We start from the raw sequence: 18678 nt of genomic DNA, 5'->3' as shown, positions 1-18678 counted from the left end.
AGTGACCTCGATCCATGGGCTTGGCAGAAAGGCGTCTTGCTCGACGTAGCCGGCCTGGCAAGCCGACGTCAGCGTCACGCCGCATAGATGTTGGGCAACGTCACGAGAAGCCCAACCCTTGACGCCCGCCGCGCGCTCCGGCACATACAGCTTCGCCTCGCGGGTGTAGCTCAATGGTAGAGCAGAAGCTTCCCAAGCTTACGACGAGGGTTCGATTCCCTTCACCCGCTCCATCCTCCCCGCTCCCGTCCTCCTTGCGCCCGGCGCGGCGACGATGCGCGCCCGGGGGTGTCTCCCTTCCCACGCTCCGCTTTCATTCAATCAGCTCGTCTGATAGAGACCGCTGATAGCTTCAGAAGTTCAGGATCCTCGCCGTGACTCGCAATTTCCTGGTCGTCGATCCCGAGGAAGGCATCGAGGTGCTGCGCGGGCTGGTCTCGCCGATCCGGGCGCGCATCCTCAAGCTCCTGCATGTCGAGGGCGCAATGAACGTCAACGACATCGCCCGTTCGCTGAGCCTGCCGCAATCCACCGTCTCCACCAATATCCAGGTGCTGCAAGATGCCGGGCTGATCCGGGTGGAGACGCGCAAGGCCAAGAAGGGTAACCAGAAGATCTGCCACTCGCTGTTCGACGAGGTGCTGGTGATGTTCAAGGAGGACATCCGCCCGCTCAAGGCGAACGCCATCGAGGTGGCCATGCCGATCGGACTCTATACCAGCTGCGAGGTCTCGGCGCCGTGCGGCCTGTGCTCGGTCGAGGGCATCATCGGGCTGCTCGATGTCCCCGACACCTTTCTCGATCCCGATCGCATGAAGGCCGGGCTCGTCTGGTTCACCCGCGGCTATGTCGAGTACCAGTTCCCCAACAATGCGCGCCTGGCGCAGCGGCGGATCAACTCCATGGAATTCTCCATGGAACTCAGTTCCGAGGTGCCCGGCACCAGCGCCGACTGGCCCTCCGACATCACCGTGGCGGTCAACGGCAAGGATATCGGCACCTGGACCTCGCCCGGCGATTTCGGCGACAAGCGCGGCGTCTATACGCCCGACTGGTGGAAGCTCAAGGGCAGCCAGTACGGCAAGCTCAAGGCGTTCCGCGTCAACGGCACCGGCACCTATGTCGACGGCATGAAGATCTCGCCGGTTTCGCTCAAGGACCTCGACCTCGATACCCACCACTCGATAAGGCTGCGCATCGGCGTCAAGGACGATGCCCGGCACCCTGGCGGCATCAACATCTTCGGTCGTGGCTTCGGCAACTACGATCAGGATATCCTGATGCGCCTCGACACCGACACCTGAGCTCGGCCCAGGCCGTCGGTCCGGCGCTTTTCCCGCCCGATGCCACTTGACGCCTCGCGCGCTTTCATATCATTTGTACCGATATAAATCACAACATCGGTTGTCTGGGAGGACGGCATGCGGGCGACGGTCACGGCGCATAGCGACTACACCATTGCGAGGATCGACGATCGCGTCTACGGCGCCTTCCTCGAGCATCTCGGCCGGGCCATCTACACCGGTATCTACGAGCCGGACCACCCGACCGCCGACGGGGACGGCATGCGCGGCGACGTCGCCCAGCTGGTGCGCGACCTCAGGATCCCGATGGTCCGCTATCCCGGCGGCAATTTCGTCTCCGCCTACAACTGGGAGGACGGCATCGGCCCCCGGGACCAGCGCCCGACCCGGCTCGATCTCGCCTGGCACACCTCCGACAGCAACCAGGTCGGCATCCACGAGTTCGCCGCCTGGTGCGACACGGTGAACACCCAGATGATGCTGGCCATCAACCTGGGCTCCCGCGGCCTCGACGAGGCCCGCAACTTCCTCGAGTATGTCAACGGCCCGACCGGCTCCTACTGGGGCGACCTGCGCAAGAAGAACGGCCGCGCCGACCCCTTCGATGTCAAGCTGTGGTGCCTCGGCAACGAGATGGACGGGCCCTGGCAGGTCGGCCACAAGACCGCCTACGAGTACGGCCGGCTCGCCAACGAGGTCGCCAAGACCATGCGCGCCTTCGACAAGTCGCTCGAGCTGATCGTGTGCGGCTCGTCGCACTCCAACATGCCCACCTATCCGGACTGGGAGCGCGAGGTGCTCGAACACACCTACGATTCCGTCGATCACATCTCGCTGCACATGTACTTCGCCAACCGCGAGAAGAACACCGCCAACTATCTTTCGCTCAACGAGAAGCTGGATCGCTACATCGGCACGGTCGCGTCCACCATCAACTTCGTCAAATCCAAGAAGCGTTCGAAGCGCGATGTCTATATCAGCTTCGACGAGTGGAACGTCTGGTACCATTCCAACAAGCAGGACCGCGCCATTCTCGATGGCAATTCCGGCTGGCCGCACGCGCCGCGCCTGCTCGAGGACATCTACAATTTCGAGGATGTGCTGCAGGTCGGCCTCATCCTCAACACCTTCATCCGGCGCTCCGACGTGGTGAAGCTGGCCTGCATCGCGCAACTGGTGAACGTCATCGCGCCGATCATGACCGATCCCAAGGGCCAGGCCTGGCGGCAGACCATCTACTATCCGTACTACTTCGCCTCCATCTACGGTCGCGGCACCGCGCTGCAACTGGCCGTCAACACGCCCGGCTACGATGCTGAGCACGGCGACAATGTCGGCTATGTCGATATCTCCGGCGTGCGCAACGAGGAGGAGGGGACCGTCACCTTCTTCGCCGTCAATCGCCACGGCAGCGACAGCATCGACCTCGAAGTCAGCCTCGAGGGCTTCGCGGCGGCGACCGTCATCGATCATCAGGTGATGACCCATGCCAACCTCGAGGCGGTCAACACCGCCGCCGACCAGCACAATGTCGCGCCCAGGCAGGGCGCCGGCGCGCGGGTCGATGGCAGCTCGCTCTCTGTGCGGCTGCCGCCCTATTCGTATCAGATGATCCGCATCAAAGCCTGATCCGCATCGGCCTCCGGTCGATGCGACCCTTACGTGCCCAGCGGCGCCCTCCCGGCGCCGCTGGCTTTTGCTTGCGCGTAACGCCTTGAGCGGCCATTCATATTCAGTATTCACTTGTTTGATTTATATCATCTGCACCGTTGACAAGCGGCCGTCTTCGGCTAGCATCCGCGGTGGAATGCTGCAGGGCATTCCCAACGACCTACGGGAGGAATCGGGTCATGAAATCATTCCTGAAAGCAGCCCTTGTCACGACTGCGCTGCTCACCACTGTCGGCGTCGCCACGGCGGCTGAGACCGTGGTCTGGTGGGACTTCCTGGGCGGCGGCGACGGCGTCCGGATGAAGAAGCTCATCGAGGACTTCAATGCCGAAAATGCGGGCAAGATCGAAATCCAGGCGACGACGCTCGATTGGGGCGTGCCGTTCTACAGCAAGGTGCAGACCTCGGCCGCCGTCGGCGAGGGCCCGGACGTGATGACCTATCACGCGTCGCGCATCCCGCTCGCCGTCAGCCAGGGCACGCTGTCCGAGATCACCGCCGACGACTGGGCGGCCATGGGCCTCGGGCCCGACACCTTCGCCAAGGAGACCTTCGAGGCGGTCAACGTCGACGGCAAGCAGTACGCCGTGCCGTTCGATACGCACCCGATCGTGCTCTACTACAACAAGGACAAGCTCGACGCGGCCGGCCTGATCGGCGCCGACGGCCTGCCGGCCGGGCTTGATGGCATCGACAACTTCAAGGCCGCGCTGCAGAAGCTCAAGGATGGCGGTACCACCTGGGGCCTCGCCATGACCACCGCGGACGGCAGCTTCGCCTTCCGCACCATCTACTCCTACCTCTGCCAGCAGAACGGCAATATCGGCACCGACGGCGCCTGGCTCGAGGGCGACAACCTCGACAAGCTCGCCAATTCGGTGCAGGTCATCGCCGATTGGGTGAAGGACGGCTACGTCCCCGGCAACACCGACTATCCGTCGGCCGTGGCGCTGTTCACCTCGGGCGAGGCGGCCTTCATGATCAACGGCGTGTGGGAAGTCCCCACCATGGTCGACCTCAACTCCCAGGGCAAGCTGTTCAACTGGGGCGCGATCGAGCTGCCGGTGATGTTCGACAAGGCCTGCACCTACGCGGACTCGCATGCCTTCGCCATCCCGAACAATGCCGGCAAGACGCCCACTGCGGAAAAGCACGCGGCCGTCCTCTCGGTCATCAAGTGGATGTCGGAGCACTCGCTGTTCTGGGCCTCGGCCGGCCATATCCCGGCCAACAAGGCCGTGACCGAACTGCCCGAGTACAAGGCCCTGCAGCCGCAGGCGACCTACGCCAAGCTGACCGCCAGCCAGGTCTTCGACCCCAAGTCGGTCAATGCCGGCGTGGCTTCGCCGCTGTTCGACGCCGCCGGTAATGCCTTCACCGCGGCCATGAACAACGAGGTGGATGCCAAGACCGCTGTCGACGAGATGAAGGCCACCCTCGACTCGCTGCAGTAGTCCCACATCGACGACTCCGGCCGGCCCCAGGGCCGGCCGGCTCTATTTCCGGGGGGAGCAATTGCTGAAGAATCGCCGCAGCGAACACCTAGTCGCCGCTGTCCTCGTGGCGCCGTTCATCCTCGTCTTCGGCTGGATGTTCATCTTCCCCACGCTGCAGATGATCGAGATCAGCTTCACCAAGGCCCCGCTGATTGGGGAAGGGGTGTGGATTGGGCTCGACAACTATGCGCGGATGTTCAGCGACAGGATCTTCTACACCGCCGTCTGGAACACCAGCTACTTCGTGCTGCTCACCGTCATCCCCGGCACTGCCGTGGCGCTGACCATCGCCCTGATGGTCAGCCGGCTCAGCGGCTGGTTCCAGAGCCTCGTGCTCGCCGCCTTCTTCCTGCCCTTCGTGCTGCCGGTGACCGTCGTCTACCTGATCTGGGACTGGATGCTGAACCTGCAGTTCGGCATCGCGCAGTTCATCATCGAGCCGCTGGCGGGCAAGCGCATCAATGTCTGGCGCACGCCGGCCTGGTTCATGCCGATGGCGGCGCTGCTCACCATCTGGTGGACCAACGGCTTCTCCATCCTGCTGTTTCTCGCCGGGCTCAGGAACATCCCGCGCGAACTCTACGAGGCGGCCGCGCTCGATGGCGGCACCCGCTGGCAGGTGTTCAAGGACATCACCTGGCCGCTGATCTGGCCGATCACCGTGCTCTGCCTGACCATCCAGCTGATCCTGCAGCTCAAGATCTTCGATCAGGTCTACCTGTTCGCGCAGGGCGGCCGCACCCAGGCTACCATGGTGCTCGTGCAGTACATCTTCGAGCAGGCGTTCCAGAAGAATGCCGGGGGCTATGCCGCGACCATCGCTGTGGCCCTGTTCGTCATCGTCGTCGCCTTCTCCATCCTGCAGTACCAGGTGCTGCGCATCCGGGGCGCCAAATGAGCAGCGAGAACCAGAGCATCGCGGTCAAGACCAGCGGCCGGGGTTTCGTCGATCTGGGCGGCTGGCTGCTGACCGCCATCACCGTGGTCGTCGCCGCCATCTGGTTCTTCCCGCTCTACTGGGCGGTCGTCACCAGCTTCAAGACCGACGACGAGGCGGTGCGGGCAGGGGTGAACCTGCTGCCTGACGCCCTCAACTTCAGCGGCTACCTGTTCGTCATCCTCAATTCCAGCCTGCCCATCTGGTACCTCAATTCCGTCATCACCTCTGTCGGCGTCACCGTGCTGGCCGTGTTCATGGCGGCCTGTACCGGCTACGCCATCTCGCAGTTGCGGTTCCCCGGGCGCATGCTGCTCTGGTACCTGATCCTCGCCAGCTTCATGGTGCCGGTATCGGCCCTGATCGTGAACCACTTCATCATCATCGCCGGGGTGAAGCTGCTCAACACGCATCTCGGCATCATCCTGCCGATGCTGATCTCTCCGGTGACCATCATCGTCTACAAGCAGTTCTTCGACGGCATGCCGCGCGAGTACCGCGAGGCGGCGGTGATCGATGGCGCCAACGAGTTCCAGCTGCTGTTCCGCATCTTCCTGCCGATGAACTGGGGTGTCACCACCGCCCTGGCCATCATCACCTTCATCGGCGCCTGGAACGCGTTCCTCTGGCCCTTCCTCGCTGCCCAGAACGAGCGGATGATGACCGTTACCGTCGGCATCACCGCCGTGCAGGATACTTTCGGGGTGGCCTATGCGCGCGTTCTCGCCGGCGCTGTGCTGGCCGGCCTGCCGGTGGCCCTCGCCTACCTGCTGTTCCAGCGTCGCGTCACCCAGGCCATCACGCTCTCGGCCGGCATCAAGGGCTGAGGGCAGGGCCGCTCTGCTCACTGAACCTGGGTGGTTCATGTCCCGGCCTTGCTCCGCAACGGCCAACGACGCGACGCCACGAGGCGCACATCCAGCGCCCCGGACTGGGGTGAGTGAGGACGGGGCGACGAAGCGGCCCCCGGGCCGCTTCTGCAATCGCCCGCGCGGCGCCGCGTGACGGACCTGCCGAGGCCGCGCGACCTGTCCGCTTCGGCCCGCCCGTGCGGGCGCTATCCCGCGGTCGGGACCTCCGGTGGAAACACCGGGATCCAGGCCGGCGGGAAGAAGCCGCGCTCGTCCACCGGCCAGCTGGCGCCTTCCGGCAGCTTGGGCTTGCCCGCCTCGCACGACCAGGTGCCGTTCGGTGCCAGCAGCCGGCCGACGGTCGGGTTGCGCCGGCAGTACTCGAGCATCTCGTCCGCCGTCGGGGTCATCGAGCAGACCGGCCAGTCGAACGATGCGCAGGCATAGACCACGCCCTCGACGCAGCGCCAGCTGACCCGGTCCGGCGCCGAGCGCAGCGGAACCCGCAGCGCTTCCGCGATATCCGAGGTGAAGCGCGGCCCCTCGTAGCGACGGTCGACATAGTCGATGGTGCCCACCGAGCGGCAATAGGCATGCGGATCGGCCAGCCCGGCGACGCTGACTGCCGGCTGCGCGTCGGCCACCTCGGTCGGCTGCACCGCTTCGGGCTGCGCCACGGGAGCGGGCGCCTCGACAACCGCCGCGGCGTCGGCCGCCGGTGCCGCTACCGCGGCCGGCTGCGGTAGTGCCGGCAGTAGGTTCGGTGTCAGCCGCTGCTCCACCGCCTCAGGCGTCGCTGGCGTCTCGGCCGGTGTCTCCGCCGGGGTCGGCGTGGCGTCGGTCACCTGCGCCGCGACAGGGTCTGTCGGCTGCCGGCTGTCGATCAGCAGGTACGCTACGGCGAGCCCGAGCACCACCACCACAAGTCCGTTGAAGGCGGCGAGCCCCAGCACCAGGCGGTTGACCCTGGAGGCGCCGGGGCGCGGCGCGTCTGGCTCCGGGCGCGGGCGCTCTGCCTCCCGTTCGCGCTCGAAGATCGGGCTGCGCCGCACGGCTTCCACCGGGCGCTCGAACACCGAGCGCTTGCTCGGCGCTTCCGGCCAGATCGTTTCGGGCTTGCGCTTTGGCGGCTCGGGCGCTGCCTCGCGCGGGATCACATCGTCGAGCGTCAAGGGAATCTCGCGCGTCGGGCGTGGCGGGGCTTCCTCGCGCGGCACCAGGCGCGGGTCCATCCGGAAGGCGGTCTCCCGCTCGGCCTCGACGGTTGCGCTTTCCGGCTCCGGCCGGCCAGCGGAGGGGGTAGAGGCGGCGGCAGGGGCCTTCTTCTCGCGCCGCGACGCGCGGACCTGGCGGATCGCGAGTTCCCCCGCAATCAGCGAGAGCGCCGCCGCTGCGAGCGAGAACCCTGCCGGCACCAGCAACTGATAGTCGAGGAACTGTGGATCGCTCAGCCCGATGCCGAACCAGGTCGCCGCGGCTGCCAGCAGCAGCAGCGCCGCAAAGCCGGGGGTCAGGACGGCCAGCAGGCCGCCCAGCATGGCCAGGGCCGCCGGTGCATACCAGGCGACCGTGCCCAGCATGCGCTGGCCAGGAGTAGTGGCCCAGATCTTCAGGAAGGGCGTGAGCAGGTCAGAGTCCACCCCGATCGGCACGACCAGCGCAAACAGCCCCGCGACCAGACCAAACAGGAGGGCCGCTGTTCTCACCATGATACTCCGTCTCTAGGCTACTCGCGTTGCCGGTCGACCGGCTTGCCGCCCGGTATGTCCGCCGGCGCCGACCGAATGCCTAGCACAGGCAGCGGCGGAAGCGGGAATGACCAATTGTGGCAACACACAAGAGTGTGGATTGCGTGGGGAATCCCGGCCGATGACTGGCTTCAGAACGGATCGAACGGGCGGGATATACTGTTGCAGCAAGGTCACAACTGCGGTCTGCAGCCGCAACTGCCCCGGTTCCGTCCGCGTCCGTCGTCCTGGTCAGACCTCGAAAACCGTTGCAAATTCAATTGAGTAGGTCTCCTGCGAAGGGCAATCTGCAAGCCTGGAGCGGACCCTGCAGATCTTGTTCTCGGCCTTGCCATTTCACTCGACAATGTGGCCGAAAACAGCCAATTTGAACCAAGTTAACCATAATTCGATTCTGTGGGGCTCGAATGAAGTTGTGGGTACGAGAGACGGCGCTCGCCGCGTTGGGCACAGCTCTGCTCGGTTCGACCGCACTGGCAGCGGATGCGGTTCAACCGCCGGCGGAAGAGGCCCTGAATCTTTCCCTGGGCGCCACGGCCGGTGTCTGGATTTCGAACCTGCCCGACTACAACGCCTACTACACTGACGATGGCCCTGTCGGTCTCGACGACCCGACCATCGGCGTGCAGCTTGGCCTCAGTGGCAGCGTGGCCCTCGGCAACTACGACGACTGGGCGATGTCCCTCGGCCTCAGCGGCTTCGTCGGTTACGGCCAGCGTTCGCTGGACCAGACGCAGACCTTCGATGGCCAGGGGTATGTCATCATCCCGGGCATCACGCTGCCGCCGGGCGCGATGGAGCTAGAGGCGCGCTGGGGTGATGCGGCGCCGGATTCGTCCGACAACACGGCAAACGTGACGGATGGGGTCATCCTCGCCAATGCTGCGGGCACCAATGCCGACGGCGCGCTCAACGTCGCTGCCGTGACGATCGGTGCCGGTCCGTCCTTCGTTTACTCGGCCTTCAACAGTCAGCAGGACAACGGCCCGGCCAATGGCGCCGCCTCGTACGGAGCGATTGCCACGCCGGAGGGCGGCCTCTTCGTCGGCGTCGGAGACCTCACCGGCCTCGAGATCACCACGTCCATCGTCCAGGAGACCTTGTCGGCGGGCGGCGACCTGACGATCGCCTTCGCCAAGGGGCTCGACGAGACCTCCGCCATCCAGGCCTATACCGGTCCGAGCTACCGCATGCTCGGACAGCGCGGCAGCAAGGATGTGACGGTCGATATCCCGGAGATCGCGCCCTTCACGCCGGGCTTCGAGTTTCCCACCTACGCCATGTCGACCGAGGAAGAGCTCCTCACTCACTATGCCGGCGCCGTCGTCGGCGTGAGCTACTCGCACCTGATCACCGACGGAATCGTCTTCAACGTCGGTGCCGAACTCGGTGCCTACTATGCGGCGACGAGCTACTCGGGGTCCGAGACCTACTCGGTGTTCGGCGGCGAGGCGACCGATGGCCTCGGCGTCCCGATCGGTCCGATCGCGGCGACCACCGTTACCAACGATGGGCTTGAGATCGACGAGAATGGCATCGCCTGGGCCGCGCGCGGCTCGGCCAGCATCTCGGTGGCGATCGCGGATAACATGCAGGTCGTCTTCACCGGTACCGGCGAGTATCTGTCGCGCGCCGCGGGTATCAGCCATGATGATGCGCTGGCGGCGGTGGTCATCGGTGCCCCGGCCGGACTTGGCGCCGACGAGACAGGTACCACGGCGGACTACGCCGGCGGCGGCGGCGGCGGCACGTCGCTCTCCTACAGCGGTGTGTGGAACTTCGGTGGCAGCGTCTCGCTGGTCGGGCAGTTCTAGCCGCCGGACCAAAGCGCCGACATGCAAACGGGCCCCGCGGGGCCCGTTCTCTTTTTCGGTCTTGTGGGAGGCGCCCGGCGCCTCCCCATCCCGTCAGCTGCAGTCAGCCGATCAGGGCGTGCCCACCTGGGTGATCGTCGCGGACTGGCCGACGCCGACCTGCGACACGCCACCCCAGTTGTTGCCGCCGAGCTGGGTGACCGACGAGCTCTGCAGGGCGCCCACCTGGCCGGTCGCGGCGCGGTTGTCGTGGCCGAGCTGCACGGTGTTCGCCGCCTGGGCGACGCCGACCTGACCGGTGACGGCCAGGTTGTCCTCGCCGACCTGCAGCGTGTTGGAGGCCTGCAGCGCACCGAGCTGGGTGGTGTGGGCTTCCTGGTCCGCGCCGATCTGCGTGGTGTTGGAGGCCTGCAGCAGGCCGACCTGGGTGGTATGCGACTCCTGAAGCAGGCCGATCTGCGTGGTGTTGGCCGCCTGGCCGACGCCGATCTGGGCCGTCTCGGACGACTGCAGCAGGCCCACCTGGGTGGTGTTGGCAGCCTGGAACGCGCCGATCTGGCCCGTGGTCGCCGACTGCAGCAGGCCGATCTGAGTGGTGTTGGCGGCCTGGAACAGGCCGATCTGGCCGGTGACGGCCGACTGCAGGACACCGATCTGGGTGGTGTTGGCAGCCTGGAACGCGCCGAGCTGGCCTGTGGCCTGGAACTGCAGCGCACCCACCTGGGTGCCGTTGGCGCTCTGCAGCACGCCGATCTGGCCGATCAGCGCCACGCTGTTGCCGGTCAGGTCGACCTGCGTGATGTTGGCATTCTGCAGGGCCCCGAGCTGGCCGATGAGAGCGATGTTCGCGGCCATTGCGGAAGTGGTGCCGAGTGCGGCAAGGGCGACCCCGGCAAGAAGAAGCGTACGCATGACTTAACCCTTCGAAACTGTTTTCCCTGAAGTCATGGCAGTAGATCGAGCGGATCGGATCAATTGCCTGAGCCAGAACAAACAGCAGGAAGACGTCGTAGCGCAAAGGAACTATCGTATTGCCAAAGATGTAGTCGGTAATGGCGGAGGCCGGCATTTACCAAGGAACGCGGGTGCAATGCGTCGTTTTCCACTACAAAACTAACTGGCTGCAGACGAAAACAACCAGACAGCCAATCGGTCTGTCGTTAATTGGGGTTGGAACGGTGAGGTGCAGCGCTAAACGCACTCAGGGAGTGGTACAAATGTACCGTCTCGTCCCTCACCTCTCCATCGGCGTCGCGAGCCGCCGGACTTGACCAGTCATCCCGGGCCGCCGCGAGGGCCGGCGCGCGAGTTTCGGCCGGCCGGCGCGACCCCGCGACAGAACATCTCGGTCCTGGCACAGGTTGTTCACGTGGCCGTGAAAATGAATGTCTGGCAGATGCTTGGATCTGTTGACGGAGCCCGGTTTGCCGCGTCCGACAACTTGCCGAAAATGCCATCGATCGGGACCGGCGGTAACCATCATCATGGTATACATATTGCTAACGGGCTTGGCCTAGACGTACATGTCGCCCTGCAAGTTGCCGTGCCACCTCAACGACCTGCGCTGACCATGGTCCGCGGCATGTCGGGTGGCGCCCGAAACGGCAGCGGCGCGGCCCCGCACCATTGGGAGGTGCGGCGCTGCGCGAGGAGTGAGTGTGCGTCTATGGGATATTCGCAGAACAGTCTGATCAGTTGCATCTACGACATGGCCTTGGGTCGCTCGACCTGGGACAATATCCTCGATCTGCTGGCCGCCTCGTTCCCCGGATGCCTCGTGATGGTCTCCGGCGACAATCACGCGACGCGCAGCAACATCGCCTTTGCCCAGCGCGGCCTGGCCCCGGGCGCCGTCGCCTCCTACGTATCGACCTACGCCGCGCTGAACCCCTGGCTCGCCGGCCAGTCCGCCTTCGCGCCGTTCCAGATCTTCCACGACGAGCAGATCCTCGATCGTACCGAGGCCGCGGCCTCGCGCTTCGTGCAGGAGTGGCTGTCCCGGCAGGGCGACTTCCTCGCCTCCACCGGCGTCGTCCTGCTCCGCGAGGGGGCGCGCCAGCTCTCCATCGAGGTGCGCTATCCCGTCTCCCGCCAGGCCGAGTTGCGCGAGCGCATCGCCTCGCTGCTGGGCGAGTCCGCCTATCACTTCGGCCGCGCCTTCGAGATCGCCAGCCGCACCCGCTTTGCCGATGGCCGCGGATACCTGGAAAGCGTCGTCGCCGATCTGCCCTTCACCGTCTTCTTCGTCGATGAGGATCTGCGCATCCGCTACTCGAACTATCATGCCGAGAGCCTGCGCCGGCAGCACGAGGGTCCGTTCTCGAGCGCCGACGGCATCCTGCGCGCCACCGACCCGACCGGCGATGCCCAGCTGCGCCAGCTCGTCCAGAAGGTGATCACGTCCAAACGCACCCCCACCTCGGTGTTGCAGCTGAGCCGGCCGGACAGCGAGGACCGCTACTTCGCCATCGCCCGGCTCGCCACCCGCAATGCCCAGCACTACCAGTTGCACGATGCCATCCTCGATCCGGGTCCGCTCGTCATGCTGGTCGTCCACGGCAGCCAGGAAATGTCGTCGCTGCCGACCGACCTGCTCTGGCGCGCCTTCTCGCTCACCGAGTCCGAGGCGCGGCTGGCCGAGGCGCTGCTCGGCGGAGCCACGCTCGCCGATTTCGCCAAGGAGCGCGAGGTCAGCAAGCAGACGCTGCGCAACCAGCTGGTCGGCGTCATGCGCAAGACCGGCACGCGTCGGCAGTCCGAGCTGGTGTCGCTGCTCACCCGGCTCGCTTTGACCTGCCTGTGAGAACGAGTTTCTACCTATCCGTTATGCGCGGGGCACATATTGCCTTTTGAGCGCCGGTAGGGAGAATGAGGCTCCATGAGAGTCCTCGTCCTCGGTTCCGGTGTCATAGGCACCACCAGCGCCTATTACCTCTCGCTTGCCGGCCACGAGGTGACCGTGGTCGATCGGCAGCCGGGCGCCGGTCTCGAGACCAGCTATGCCAATGCCGGCGAACTCTCCTATGGCTACGCCTCGCCCTGGGCCGGTCCGGGCATCCCGGTCAAGGCCATCAAGTGGCTGCTGATGCAGGACGGTCCGCTTGTCCTCCGGCCCAAGCTCGATCCGCGCATGTGGCTGTGGGGGTTGCAGCTGCTGGCCAACTGCACGCACAAGGCCTACGCGCTCAACAAGAGCCGCATGGTGCGCGTCGCCGAATATTCGCGCGACCGCATGATCGACCTGCGCAAGGCGACCGGTCTCGCCTTCGACGGGCGGCAGCAGGGAACGCTGCAGCTGTTCCGCCAGCAGAAGCAGCTCGATCACGCCGCCGACGACATCGCCGTGCTCGAGCAGTACGGCGTGCCCTATGAGGTGCTGGACCCCAGGGGGTGCGTTGCCGCCGAGCCGGGCCTCGCCACCTCCTCCGTGCCCTTTGTCGGTGGCCTCAGGCTGGCCAATGACGATACCGGCGACTGCAGGATGTTCACCGAGGGCCTCGCCGCACTGGCGGCGCGCGCCGGGGTCGCCTTCCGCTACAATACCGCCATCCGGTCCATCCACGTTTCCGCCGGTGCCGTCGAAGGCGTCGAAACCGATGCCGGTCTGCTCGCCGCCGATGCCTATGTCGTCGCGCTCGGCAGCTATTCGCCGCTTCTGCTGCGGCCGCTCGGCATCGATCTGCCGGTTTACCCGATCAAGGGCTATTCGATCACCGTGCCGATCGTCGATGCCGCCGTCGCGCCGCTCTCCACCATCATGGACGAGACCTACAAGGTGGCCACCACCCGGCTGGGCGATCGCATGCGCGTCGGCGGCACTGCCGAGATCGCCGGCTACGACATGACGCTCCACGCCGCCCGCCGCGGTCCGCTCGATCGCTCGCTGCGCGAGCTGTTCCCCAGGGCAGGCGACCTGGGCCGCGCCACCTATTGGTGCGGGCTGCGCCCCATGACGCCCGACGGCACCCCTATCCTCGGGCGCTCGCGCATCGACAAGCTCTACCTCAATACCGGCCACGGCACGCTCGGCTGGACCATGGCGGCGGGCTCGGGCAGCGTGCTCGCCGATCTGGTTTCCGGCCGCAGGCCCGAGATCGACATCGCCGATCTCGATCTGTCCCGCTACTCGGGCTGAACTACACGGCGCGCGAGCCGCGTCTGGCCATGCGCCGTCTTCGCCCAGAAATACGGTCGGGTCAGCAGTTCGTGCAGCGCCCGCACCGCCGCCACCGAGTGCAGGATCCAGTAGAGCGGCAGCAGGGCCTGGTAGCCGAGGAGATCGGGCCGGCCGATGCGCAGCAGTCCGGCCACCACCAGCGCTGCCGCGCCTCCGTACCCGATGGCCACGACCGCAAGATTGGCCGCTTCCCAGGGCCCCAGCGTCAGCGGCGTGCCGCCGGGCAGCAGCAGCGCGGCCAGCGTGCTCAGGAGGAACGTCGCATGCAGCGGCGCCGACAGGATCAGGCTCCCCACATAGATCTGGAAGGCGATGAAACCGCGCCAGCCGATATCCTCGAGGAACCGGGCCGGATGGCGGTTGTGCACGAGAAAGGTCTGCATCCAGCCCTTTCGTTGGTGTCGCTGGATGTCGCACTCTGTCTCAGCGTGTCACGAGACCAAGGTGCCACAGGGCTTTGGGTGTGTCTGCCTGTACGTCGGTGCTTGCGTTCATCCCCGAAAAATGTTGCTACGAGGCAGCGCGTAGCAACAGATCGATCTGCATGGTCCGATGAAGAAAGCCCTTACTGCCGCCAGCCTAGCGGCGCTCAAGCCAACGGGTGCCGCCTACTACCTCTCCGACGCGAAGCAAGACGGCCTCAGGGTGCGAGTTGCGCCGGCCGGCGGCCTTACGTGGGTGGTTGCCTATCGGGTTAAGGGGCGGGGGGTCACTTCAGTCTCGCTTGGGGTGGCCGACCCGACCGGCCGCGCGGGGATCCCCCTAGCTGACGCGCGAGATCGCGCCGCATCGATCCTAAAGGCGGCCCGCGCGGGGCGTGATCTGCTTTCGGAAGAGCGCGCTCAGAAGGAGCTGGCACGCAACCCCCTCACGGTCGAGCAACTGATCGCTCGATACTACAAGGACATATCCAGCCCGAACCGACGGGGTGGCCCGCTTCGTACGGCGGACGAAATCGAGAGACGGCTGAGGCGCGCCCTTGCAGGCAAGCTATCCAGTCCGGTCGATGCCTTGACCAGAGGGCAACTGAGCCTTTTGCTCGACGAGGTCGCCGAGCGGTTCCCCAGAGAGGCGGAGAAGCGGAGGCAAGGCATCCATGCCATGCTCCGGTGGGCGAAGGCCAAGGGGTACGCGGCGGACAATCCTTTGGAGGGAACCCCAGGTTTTGGCACCGGACAGCCTCGCGATCGAGTTCTCGATGCGGAGGAAATCCGCAGCTTGTGGCTGTGGTTCGACGCCGGCGCCGACAACATGCCGTCCGATGTTCTAGCAGCTTTGCGGCTTCAATTACTCCTGGGCGCCCGCTCGGGAGAGGTCGCCGGCATGGAGGCCAGTGAGATCGCAAAGGAGGGCGACAAGCTAGTTTGGACGCTGCCAGCGCGGCGATCGAAGAACAAGCGGCCGCGCATCACCCCCCTGTCGGGCAAAGCCGCGGGTTTGGTCGAACAGGCAATGAAGGCTCGGCCCTCTGGGGCGCTGTTCCGCACGCTCGACGGCTCGCGAGCGCTCACCTCAACCGATGTCGGTCAGGCGTTGCTGAACAGAGAGAAGACGCGACCGATAGCGGCCTTCACCACGCATGACTTGCGGCGAACGGTCGTGTCCAAAATGGACGAGCTGGGCATTTCTCTCGATACCATCGCCGCTGTGATCGGCCATCAGCGCGGGTCTGCGTCGACGCGGGTTCTCGTGCGCCACTACAGTCGCCCCGTTCTCGACGCTCAGGTCGAGGTCGCCCTCAACGCGTGGGCGGCACACCTCGCCGGCATCGTTGAAGGCAAGGGCACTCCCAGCAATGTCCTTCGGTTCACGAGCTCGACTGGGTGATCTCTCCCGAAAACGCCCGCAATCCGGGCCTTGTGTGGCCTCTACTGTCCCCCCATATCCCTCCGCGTCCGCGGCCATCGCCGGTTAAAAGTGGGGGAAGAGTGGGGAAAAATGAGAAGGCCGACCATTTTGCCGCGCGCAGCTTCACGTCTTCGTTCCGCGAGCGGGCAAGTCACCAGATACTGTTTCCGCGAGGATGTTAAGGCAGCATTGGCGCACCGAGTAGGGGATGCCACGGAGCGGGCGTACCGTCGTGCCGATGCACTCGAGAAGCGCCGCGCGCTGATGGAGGCATGGGCGGCACACTGCGAGGGGGGAAGAAAGGTGATCCCGTTCGCCGCAAAGAACGGCTGAGCTGTGCCTCGAAAGGTACGCCTTGCCAGAAAGACGCGCACCGAGCGCCTGCCAAGCCTTGACAAGATGCGGGCTCTTCGCGGACGCGACTACCATTCCCCTGTTGGCACGTGGGAGGTCGACGAGCCCATCGGCAAGCTGCTTGAGCGGTATCCCCCGAGGGGGAGCGGCACCATGGACTGGTACTGGTCATTGCGGCACCAACTGATGGGCAAGGCCCGAGTTGCGGTCATTTCAGCGTATGGCGCCTACGCTCATCGGTTGACCCGCGACAGGACACAGCAGGAGCTGAAGGACATCGAGGGGCTCTCATCCGGTGTCGAAGCCTATCTTGCGAAACAACGATCCCGCGTAGAAGAACTCGTTGCTGCCGGCCTGCCCAAGAGAGCGGTCGGACGACTGGTGGAGGCTAGAGACGCCCTTCTTGCTGTTCTCAGAGAACACCACCAGTCGCTATCGGCTGCTCACGAGCGCGGCGATGCGACCGACCATCTCGGCCGGCACTTCGTCGAGGTAATGCACGAGTTCTGGGTCTGGTGGACGCTCAATGACCCGACGTCCGACCTGTTCTTTCAGTTGATGGCGGCGGTTGCCCGTGACGCCGGCCTCTGGCCGGACAAGCGCGGCCCGAACGACGACCTTCAGGGATGGCTCGAGCGGAAGTACCGGTCGACAATTCGCCCCTCCCAATCACAGGGGCAATCTGCCAAGCGCTAGTCTGCCGCGTTCGCGCATGTTCAGGCAGAACCACGCCTGAACGCGGAGATACAGCATGGCGGACGAACGCGAGGCCTACACCATCGAGGCCTTCTGCAGGGCATTCAGCACGAGCCGGTCCCAGACCTACCGGGAGCTTGCGGCTGGGCGGCTGAGGGCGGTGAAGCTGGGAAGCCGCACCTTGATCCTCAGGGCCGACGCCGACGCGTGGGCTGCCGCCCTTCGCGCGTTTCCTGCGCAGGTTGAGGGGTGATGAAGATGAAGCCGGTCGACCCCCAGAACAACCTCCACGCGATCGAAGAGGCGATGTCCGCATCGAGAGGACATACCGTTTCGATCGCTCCTCGGGTCAGCCCGCTCAAGAAAGCGTTCGCCGGCTGGAAGTTGGACCTGATCAAGCTCCTCTGCGCCGATCCTCGCCTCAAGCCCGACAGCATTGTCAGGGTGGGCATCGCCATCCTCGGGCACGTGAACCAGCTCAGCTTCGAGGCGTTTCCGAGCCAGAGGACCGTCGCTAGGGAGGCAGCGGTCTCGTCGGGCACCGTCAAGAAGGCGATCCGTCGCCTCGAAGCCCTCGGGTACCTCACGGTTCGGAAGCGCCGCCGCAACAACCGCTACTGTTTTCCGCGCAGCCTTGCCCTCATCGCCCAGCTCGCGGACCTCGATGACTAGGGCAAGCTGCTGGCCATGCGATTGGTCAAGCGCTTGTCCGCTAACACCTTCAACGAACACCGGACTATCGGTAAGGAACAGATGAATAGGTAGGAGATAGAACTTACTGAGCTAGGATGATCTCTGATAGCCCATGCCAATGTAGGTTACCGCCGCCACTCGGATACCATAAGCCGCTTGGGTGCGGGATGGCGGCGTGCATCGCCTTCGGCGTTACCGAGGTGGCTGCCATGCGGTGACCGTCAACGCGGGCTGACCCGGAACTGGGTCGGCCCAATGGCCCGACCAGCCAAGTCGATGTGAATGACGGTAGGGTCGATCTGGACGATACTTCAGCGCCTTGCTAAGTTTTTGACATGCCCTTTCAGCCCGGAAATTCCCACGGTCGTGGTCGCCCTCCTGCGGGCCGATCCTTGAGCGAGGCCATCCGCGTCGCGCTTGCCGAGAAGCTCCCGGACGGCCGGACCAACCTCCGCGCCGTCGCCGATGCTTTGGTCACCCGAGCCCGGAACGGCGACATTGCCGCGATCCGCGAGATTTTGGATAGGACGGAGGGCAAGGCCACTGCGCCCGACCCGCAGCAGGCCCAGACGCGGCCGATCAACATCATCATTTCGCCGATCGACGAGGGGCTGATCTAGGCTTTCTGGGCCACGTCCCGCGAGCGAGCTGAAGAGCCTCCATCGCTCGCTCGCGCCTCTGAAATAACCAACCCGCGTACACTGATGAGTTTGAGCTGGGTGGAGGCCCGGCATGAACTCGAGGCTTGTGCTAAAGGACAAGGAACTTCTGTCGTCAAGGACTATTGCCTGCCGCGACGTCGATCGCGTGCAAGTGCTTGATTGTGATTTCCCGGATTGCGCCATACCGTCCGGTTGTTCGGTATCTGCGCGAGCGGCACCAAACCGCGCCTACCTGCACGCGCCGACAATTGATGTGCAACGCCGCTGGGCCCGGTCCGGTATGGGAGGCAGGGGATGAGCGTTACGAGCGAGCATTTCGATGTGCTGATAGTCGGCGCCGGGGTCTCGGGGATCGGCGGAGCCCACCACCTCACAAGGCATTGCCCCGGTGTCAGCTTCGTCGTGCTGGAGGCGCAGGAAAGCTTCG

17 protein-coding genes and 1 tRNA gene are annotated in these 18678 nt (G+C 65.1%); 15 read left to right on the top strand and 3 right to left on the bottom strand.

What is annotated here, in order from left to right; all coding sequences use genetic code 11:
- Positions 1–159 precede the first annotated feature (159 nt).
- From ACE3TU_RS08005 to ACE3TU_RS07980, 6 genes are all read left to right on the top strand, one after another.
- Positions 160–233: transfer RNA gene (locus tag ACE3TU_RS08005), tRNA-Gly, on the top strand.
- A 141-nt stretch (positions 234–374) separates the two neighbouring features.
- A complete protein-coding gene (locus ACE3TU_RS08000) occupies positions 375–1304 on the top strand; it encodes an ArsR/SmtB family transcription factor (RefSeq protein WP_374622486.1) in 930 nt (309 codons plus the stop codon).
- Positions 1305–1421: 117 nt separating this feature from the next.
- Positions 1422–2933: an alpha-N-arabinofuranosidase gene (locus ACE3TU_RS07995; RefSeq protein ID WP_374622483.1), complete on the top strand. Its 1512-nt coding sequence runs from the start codon at positions 1422–1424 to the stop codon at positions 2931–2933.
- 221 nt (positions 2934–3154) lie between these two features.
- Positions 3155–4429: an extracellular solute-binding protein gene (locus ACE3TU_RS07990; protein WP_374622480.1), complete on the top strand. Its 1275-nt coding sequence runs from the start codon at positions 3155–3157 to the stop codon at positions 4427–4429.
- Between the two features lie 61 nt (positions 4430–4490).
- Positions 4491–5369 carry a carbohydrate ABC transporter permease gene (locus tag ACE3TU_RS07985; protein ID WP_374622478.1) on the top strand — a complete coding sequence of 293 codons (879 nt, stop codon included), beginning with the start codon at positions 4491–4493 and terminating at the stop codon, positions 5367–5369.
- The gene (locus ACE3TU_RS07980; protein ID WP_374622476.1) at positions 5366–6235 is read left to right on the top strand and encodes a carbohydrate ABC transporter permease; all 870 of its coding nucleotides are present in this window, start codon (positions 5366–5368) and stop codon (positions 6233–6235) included. The genes ACE3TU_RS07985 and ACE3TU_RS07980 overlap by 4 nt, the downstream gene beginning before the upstream one ends.
- Before the next feature lie 230 nt (positions 6236–6465).
- Here ACE3TU_RS07980 and ACE3TU_RS07975 read toward each other — a convergent pair whose 3' ends face one another.
- Entirely contained in the window at positions 6466–7968 is a 1503-nt protein-coding gene (locus tag ACE3TU_RS07975) for a hypothetical protein (RefSeq protein WP_374622473.1), read from the bottom strand.
- Positions 7969–8414: 446 nt separating this feature from the next.
- On the opposite strand from ACE3TU_RS07975, the gene ACE3TU_RS07970 reads away from it, so the two are divergent.
- Positions 8415–9821, top strand: a complete 1407-nt coding sequence (locus ACE3TU_RS07970; RefSeq protein ID WP_374622470.1) for a hypothetical protein — start codon at positions 8415–8417, stop codon at positions 9819–9821.
- Between the two features lie 111 nt (positions 9822–9932).
- On the opposite strand, the gene ACE3TU_RS07965 is transcribed toward ACE3TU_RS07970, so the two are convergent.
- Positions 9933–10733, bottom strand: a complete 801-nt coding sequence (locus ACE3TU_RS07965; protein ID WP_374622467.1) for a hypothetical protein — start codon at positions 10731–10733, stop codon at positions 9933–9935.
- Positions 10734–11487: 754 nt separating this feature from the next.
- Between ACE3TU_RS07965 and ACE3TU_RS07960 the strand changes: the two genes are divergently transcribed.
- Positions 11488–12624, top strand: a complete 1137-nt coding sequence (locus ACE3TU_RS07960; protein ID WP_374622464.1) for a hypothetical protein — start codon at positions 11488–11490, stop codon at positions 12622–12624.
- A 75-nt stretch (positions 12625–12699) separates the two neighbouring features.
- Complete coding sequence (locus ACE3TU_RS07955; protein WP_374622462.1) at positions 12700–13956, top strand: D-amino acid dehydrogenase; 1257 nt, start codon at positions 12700–12702, stop codon at positions 13954–13956.
- Here ACE3TU_RS07955 and ACE3TU_RS07950 read toward each other — a convergent pair.
- A complete protein-coding gene (locus ACE3TU_RS07950; RefSeq protein ID WP_374622459.1) occupies positions 13944–14381 on the bottom strand; it encodes a hypothetical protein in 438 nt (145 codons plus the stop codon). The two genes, ACE3TU_RS07955 and ACE3TU_RS07950, sit on opposite strands and share 13 nt — an antisense overlap.
- 169 nt (positions 14382–14550) lie before the next feature.
- Between ACE3TU_RS07950 and ACE3TU_RS07945 the strand changes: the two genes are divergently transcribed.
- The 6 genes from ACE3TU_RS07945 to ACE3TU_RS07920 form a co-directional block, all read left to right on the top strand.
- Positions 14551–15825, top strand: a complete 1275-nt coding sequence (locus ACE3TU_RS07945) for a tyrosine-type recombinase/integrase (protein ID WP_374622457.1) — start codon at positions 14551–14553, stop codon at positions 15823–15825.
- A 528-nt stretch (positions 15826–16353) separates the two neighbouring features.
- The gene (locus tag ACE3TU_RS07940; protein ID WP_374622454.1) at positions 16354–16896 is read left to right on the top strand and encodes a hypothetical protein; all 543 of its coding nucleotides are present in this window, start codon (positions 16354–16356) and stop codon (positions 16894–16896) included.
- Positions 16897–16951: 55 nt separating this feature from the next.
- Entirely contained in the window at positions 16952–17149 is a 198-nt protein-coding gene (locus ACE3TU_RS07935; protein ID WP_374622451.1) for a DNA-binding protein, read from the top strand.
- Positions 17149–17568: a helix-turn-helix domain-containing protein gene (locus ACE3TU_RS07930; protein ID WP_374622448.1), complete on the top strand. Its 420-nt coding sequence runs from the start codon at positions 17149–17151 to the stop codon at positions 17566–17568. Before ACE3TU_RS07935 ends, ACE3TU_RS07930 begins: the two co-directional genes overlap by 1 nt.
- A 413-nt stretch (positions 17569–17981) precedes the next feature.
- Entirely contained in the window at positions 17982–18209 is a 228-nt protein-coding gene (locus ACE3TU_RS07925; RefSeq protein ID WP_374622445.1) for a hypothetical protein, read from the top strand.
- 336 nt (positions 18210–18545) lie between these two features.
- On the top strand, positions 18546–18678 hold a 133-nt coding region (locus ACE3TU_RS07920), incomplete at its 3' end, for an NAD(P)-binding protein (protein WP_374622489.1).

The sequence above is a fragment of the Devosia sp. genome, from assembly GCF_041917035.1.
Classification (GTDB): Bacteria; Pseudomonadota; Alphaproteobacteria; order Rhizobiales; family Devosiaceae; genus Devosia_A.
This window is presented reverse-complemented; position numbering and strand designations above follow the sequence as displayed.